Genomic DNA, 6,383 nt, shown 5'->3' with positions numbered 1-6,383 from the left:
TCACCAACTACATCACCCGAGCACTCCTCGAAACAGGAGGATTCAAACCCCAACTACACCCCCAATTATGAAGAGCCCGATACATCGTCGCCGATGCAAATTCGATCAATCCGATCATCGCGGCGCCTTTGCCACTATCCTCACTGGCATCCTTATGATCATCAACGGCAGTGTAGTAGTCGTATTCGTTTTCCATAGCTCCCACACCGATGGCGGGAGCAACTTGGCAGGCGGCTTCTACTTGCAAGTTCGTATTACTTGCTACCATCCGCCCAAACAATGCTACCGCAATAGAGTGATCACGTTCGGTAGATGCCTTATCAAATTTACGTAGCCTGAACGACTTTTTCGGATCATCAGTTTGCATATCTTCAATAACAGCATCAACATACTTATCAATCTCTGCATGGGAGACAAACCAAAGGACGTCAAGTTCTTCAAAAGCATGTTCCGGATTCTGCTGCACACGCTTCAAATATTGCTCACGCTTATCTTTTGAGTCTTTATGCCCATAGTACGTGAACTCCATAATCAGAGCGACCATCGCGGAAAGTTCATCGATAGAACAATCTGGCTTGCGTTGAAGAATCTTCTCTTTAATTAATACTGGAATTCTCTTAGATCGAATGCCTCGAAGAGCTAACTCTATAGAGTTTTCAAAGTCTTTTCGAACAGCACGCTTAATCGCTTGCGATGATATCCGCATACGACGCACCCCGCCGAACATCGCAGTCTTGGGCGCGCCAGTATCATCCCTATTCGGATTCGAAGGAGGGAGAGTCTGCAGAACATGAATATCAACGAAGATGGACATTGTTTCACCTTTCACAAATGACAACAGTTTAAGAATGATGGGCAACCGTCATTCACCAGAAGAAGCCACTGAACTTTCCGACAGAGCACGAGCGAACTGACGACCCCAATCACGCATAACGGATGATCGACAACCAGAGTCCTGCCACAGGAACAAATCTGCCGCTAGCTTGGCGTAGTCACAGGGAATTCCAGCCGACTTGAGTTGCGACACCAGCGAACGAAGATGCACGAGCAAGCCATCAAACGTCGGCGCTTGCACCGCTGCAGAAAAACGATTGAAGATAGGCGTCTCCTCAGCCCTCTTATCTCCTTTTTGGTGCTCAGCGACCACACGAATAGCAGAGGCAAAACTCAAGGGTCGATCAGAGGGCGCAGATGCCGTGTCTACAGCTGCGCCTTGATGGAAGGCCCACAGGGTCAATGCACCATGAACAGCCTTCTCACCCCTCGTAGCTCCATCAGATAACCCTCCCTTACGTTTATCAAGAGTAAGGTCCCAGATAGCTGGAACCGAACCAACCTCTCTATTCAGCGCGCCCCGCAACTGCGCGCGGAGTGCACGAGCTGTCGAAGTATCTTTCGACAGGCGATGAGCAATGAGCCCATGCACATGACGAAACACAGCCTCCGCTGAGACAAGCCCCTGCACATCGGCGTCGGGATACGTCACAGAAATCACCTCACCCACAGTCATTTCACCCCTTCCCAACTATCAACAGCAGGCAACAGTTTCAACAACCCATATCGAAATGAATTCTCGGCAATACCAAGACTTAAATACCTGTCCACATTTTTACCCCCAATTTTGCCAACATATCGACCAATGATCGATGATTGAGGCGCAGCATCACCAATCTCTTTTTGAAACATTCGCGATGTTTTCCTTAGAACGTCCTCCCAACTTTTCCGAATTTCAGGAACCTTTTCATGACCATCAATCCCTGAGAGCCACGATCGAAACTGAATGTCGACAGCTGCATAGAATTGCTGTCGCGCTCGCTCAGCATCAACATCACCTATTCCACCGGCCGCACGCGCGATATCCCTTGCATAACGTCCAATTAGATTCGCAACTTCTTCTGTCTTCATGACTTGATCCTTGATCTCCGCCACCAATTTATCGCTCTTCTCACTCAACAATATCGAGAACAGCGTCAGCTCATCGAAATACACAGCCTTATAATCCGTCTTCTCTTTGGAAACAAAGATCATTCCAACAGCTTGAAGACGAAGTCGAACTGGATATCTCGTCTTCACTCTATTCAACTGCAAGCTATGATGGAACGTAAGCGTTGCCGGCTGAAGAACCCTATCGACTTCTCGACCGCCCCCCACTTTCACCTTCACCTGAGGACAGAACACACCAGGAAGATTCCGCCACATAGCACGATCCGCTGTAAAGTTGAATGCTTTATATACGTCCACCGACTTCTTCGAAGCCCCCGAATCATATCTCCACATACTCTGCGGCTCATACCTAAACATATTGTTCGACGTCAATTTGTCTCCTTGGCAGACAAGCACTTTTGTCACTCCCGCAGAATCTCCGAATAACCGAACTCGTCGAGACTGCCATGTCATCAACTTTGGGATACTCAAGCTCTCGGCTTTCGTAGTCCCTTTTTTTCCTGCGACGGAGTAGTCGTCCCGATTCGCAGTCCAAGGGTCCGCTTTTTCCCATGTACAAGCCCCCCAGTCAGAAGAGTTGTCTCCACCTTCCAACCTGCCTGAGTCAGATGGAATCAGATTGAGGACAATCGTCTCATCAAGGTCGTTTCCTTTAATCCAGACGATCCCTAGCTGCGCACACCATGCAGGCCCAATCGGGCTCCCTCTACCGGCCGATGCTTTTGGATCGCCCTCTGCTCCGGAACGTATTCCTGAAGAGTCATAGTTTTGAACATGGACAAGCCATCGCGCGGCTTCTGCCGCACTCATCCAGTCTGCTCCAGCCCCACTTCGTGATGAAAACAAGCGCTTCTCTTCTTTCGGCAGATTCGCGATTATCACACTTAACGGTTTCGCTTCATCTTTTGCAGTCTTTAGATCAGCGACCTGCATAAATGGATACTCACCGCCAAATAAGAAAAAGCGATCCCTCCATCGTTCGAGGTACTCGATCATCTGATCCGTCGGAGCGCCTTGATCCCACTGCCTGGCCCAGTCATGCATGTCTCGCGGGGTTGCCACCCGATACGCGACCGCTAAGATCAGTCGTTGAATCGCGATGCTCTGCGTGGGTAGCTCGCATGCCAGATCCGCGATGTCGGTCGTACGCTGGAGTAGTTCCAGCAGCCCAACTTCAGTGACTGAGCCGTCAAGCAGCCTCACGGGTATCCAGGGCTCGTCAAGTAGGTTGTATTCAGGGTTCTTCATTGACCCAAATCTCCATTCCAGTCTCAGTGGTATAAGTCAGTGTGCGTCCGCAGAGGTTGCGTGTAAGCCGCTCACCATCGGCGGCTTTGGACATCACGAGGATTAACTGTCCCGCCAACAGTGGATGTTTCCGACACAGCCAACCTTCCGTACTGAGATCTTCTCGTAGGGCATGCTCAACTGCGTCCACCGTGTCTTCGATACTTCGCCCACGTTCACGGAAAGACCACGGAGGCAAGGAGAGAGTCCACGAGCAAATCTCCGCTATCCGGCCACGCGCGGCATAGTCACGCACATCGAGTTTTTCACCAGGCGAACTCTTGTCACTTAGGGGTGGCGCCATCACAGATCCGCACGATTCGGGATCGACCGCAACAACGATGACTGGTATCTGGTCTTCACCATCTCGAACGGCAGCCCGCCCCACACCCCCGACCTCTTCTCCTGTTGCAGCATTGCCTGCGAACGATTCCTCTAATCTCGATGCGGTCCACTCAGTTATATTGGCGCCGTTGAGACACCACGTGTTCGCATTCCTCCTCGAGGTTGTCATCGCATCGGTTTTCGCTACTTGCGCTATGCCAAACGCTTCCGTCCATTCCGCGGGTCCAACACTCTGCGCATCGGAGTAAGCCAATGCTGTTAGCTGCGCATAGTCTCGTGGTTCGCAGACGCGCACCTCCCTCCGATCAGCAAGAATTCCGAGAGTGCGCAGGACTGAATACCGCGAATAGATATGGTCTGTTCGTATGGAATATGCCCACGGGACAGCGAATAGGTCCTCAACGAGGACGAGGCAACGGGCTTCGCGTAAACGCACAGGCCGCTCGGCTCTGTCGTGCCGATGGAGCCGCCCGATACGCTGTAGCACGAGGTCCATGGGCGCGGGGTCTGTGAGCATGAGGTCGAAGTCGACATCAAGGCTTTGCTCAATCACCTGCGTCGCCACGACGACGTGCCTGAAAGGACGCTGCGCACTATCTTTCCCAAAAAGTTCAAGCATCCGGCGATCACGAACCGCCCGTTCAGCGGCCAGGAAACGCGAGTGCAGCAGGGTGACCTGCTCACGCCCGAACACAGACCTCACGGCCTCGTATGTTTCCTGGGCCTCCCGGACGGTATTGCGGATGACGACGGCGCATCCACCGTCGGCGAGCTCGCGGTCCAGCAGCTCTGCGATCTTACGGGTCGATTCGAGTGGGGTTGGGATGATCCGCTTGGGGACCTCTGCTTCACCCTGGATTTCATGGACGCGCACGCCCGTGGCGGACACCGTGGAAATAGCCGGATAACCGATCATGCCATCGACCGACTCAGCCCCCGCACCGGACGAGCCACGACCTCGGCGATATGCCTCAAGGAGCGCCGAACGCCGTGCGGGCGGCAGGGTCGCCGACAGCAGCACAACGGGGATCCCGTACATACCAAGCCACGTCAGCGCAGCTTCCAGGTAGGTCTCCATGTATTCGTCGGCAGCGTGCACCTCATCGATGACGACGACCTTGCCCATGAGCCCAAGGTGACGCACCAGCACGTGACGCGACTTCAGGGCTGCGAGCAGCACCTGATCGATTGTCCCGACTACAACGGGCGACAGCGTCGAGCGCCACCGCTGACCCATCCAACGACTCGCGTGAAGGCCGAGGTCCTCCCCGTCGTCATACACTTCGAGAGGGCTCTTGCCACGCTCAAGGAGCTTCACGAAGGACTCGTTGAGGCTGTTTTTCCCGTGCGCAAGCTGGATGCCAAGCTTCTGCGGTTCATCGCCCAGGATGCTCGTCAGCCACGCGGTGACGCGCTCAAACATCGCATTCGTCGTGGCCTGAGTAGGCAGCGCGACGAACACTCCCTGCAGCCCCCGCGAGCGCATCAGCACCTCAGCGGCAGCGAAAGCCAGCTCGGTCTTCCCGGACCCCGGCGGGGCCTCGACAATCATGAGGTCCGGGTCCTCGCATGTTGCAATCTCAATGGCGGCGCTCTGAGCCTCAGTCGGCCTGTACGTGTCCGGCCATCCGAAACGGTGACGGTAGAACTCTGCGACCTCACCAGGTGGAGCCTCAGGAATGCGCAGAGGGGTTGGAAAGCCCGCTCGCTTCCAGGCACGCTCGACACGCTCACGCTGCTGGTCCGCAGTGAGCTCCGAGTATCCCTCAATCGACTGCTTTCCGGTCTCACCGACCGGCCGGGGACGAAGCGGGAAGTAATCCTCGTTGGAAGCGAGCCAGTCCGCGATCACAAGGGCCGAGGCGTAGGCGGAGGCCACCGCAATGGGCAACTCCGGCAGGGCGGTGCCGGGCGCAACGAGCGGGAAACCACTGCGAGCCGCCATCCATCGAAGAATGTCCGAGCGCGCCTGGCCCCACTGCTGACCATCATCCGAAGCTTCCATCAAATTGCAGTGTTGATCGCGTGCTCGCCCCACACCAGTTGATTCAGGGTAGTGACCGTGATGGACTCCGACCAGAACTGCCCACTGAAAGGCGCGGGAAGCATCAGCCCCGCACGCTTCTATCTCTTCCTGAAGAGCAAACTGGCTGACAAATCCATGAGGCAACGCTGCTCGACGTGAATAATATTTCTCAGGCATTACTTCGAGACCTTGATCGTGGATCAGTTTCACGAGTTCTTCACACTGGCACTCGAACACCGCACTCACTTTTCCAACGTCGTGAATCCCCGCAAGGAATACGAATGCTGCTCGGGCCTTCTTTTGATCCCCTCCCCAAACAGATGCCATCAGTCTTCGATGATGCTCACTTAAGTACTCGTCAAAGAGGTATCCCGCTATATCTGCAGCGTCCATTAAATGCTGCACAACGGACAACCACGTGGATTCGCCGTCTCCGCTTTTTGCCCAAAAGCATCGAGCCAAGTCTGTAAGCAGAGACGCATCAAGCTCAGGCTGCGCGGAAGGAAAGACCGGCGGTGCTGCAACCACACGACTGCTGAAACCACTGCTATCCGCATCCTTACGGGCCATGATCTTCTCATCCTTGAGTCGTAACACTTACCAGTGCAGCGAAAGCACCGACAAGTCCATTTTTATAAGACTGATGAGCCCGGCAACCTCACATTGATTGCCCCAGCCCGAAGGCTGGTGTGGCAACCATAACAGGCTCTTCATAATTGGGGGTGTAGTTGGGGTTTGAATCCTCCTGTTTCGAGGAGTGCTCGGGTGATGTAGTTGGTGA

General features: G+C 54.3%; 3 protein-coding genes and 1 pseudogene. All 4 read right to left on the bottom strand.

The window, feature by feature from the left end; all coding sequences use genetic code 11:
* Window positions 1-88: 88 nt before the first annotated feature.
* Window positions 89-814, bottom strand: a pseudogene (gene cas7e / locus QP415_RS10575) (type I-E CRISPR-associated protein Cas7/Cse4/CasC); the annotation flags it as partial.
* A gap of 48 nt (window positions 815-862) precedes the next feature.
* Window positions 863-1,510, bottom strand: coding sequence for a type I-E CRISPR-associated protein Cse2/CasB (gene casB, locus QP415_RS10570; RefSeq protein ID WP_016460507.1), 648 nt, complete (start codon window positions 1,508-1,510; stop codon window positions 863-865).
* Window positions 1,507-3,192, bottom strand: a complete 1,686-nt coding sequence (gene casA / locus QP415_RS10565) for a type I-E CRISPR-associated protein Cse1/CasA (protein ID WP_285100005.1) — start codon at window positions 3,190-3,192, stop codon at window positions 1,507-1,509. The genes casB and casA overlap by 4 nt, the downstream gene beginning before the upstream one ends.
* Complete coding sequence (gene cas3, locus QP415_RS10560; protein WP_198008380.1) at window positions 3,179-6,172, bottom strand: CRISPR-associated helicase Cas3'; 2,994 nt, start codon at window positions 6,170-6,172, stop codon at window positions 3,179-3,181. The genes casA and cas3 overlap by 14 nt, the downstream gene beginning before the upstream one ends.
* Window positions 6,173-6,383: the final 211 nt, after the last annotated feature.

The sequence above is a fragment of the Pauljensenia sp. UMB3104 genome, from assembly GCF_030217285.1.
Classification (GTDB): Bacteria; Actinomycetota; Actinomycetes; order Actinomycetales; family Actinomycetaceae; genus Pauljensenia.
This window is presented reverse-complemented; position numbering and strand designations above follow the sequence as displayed.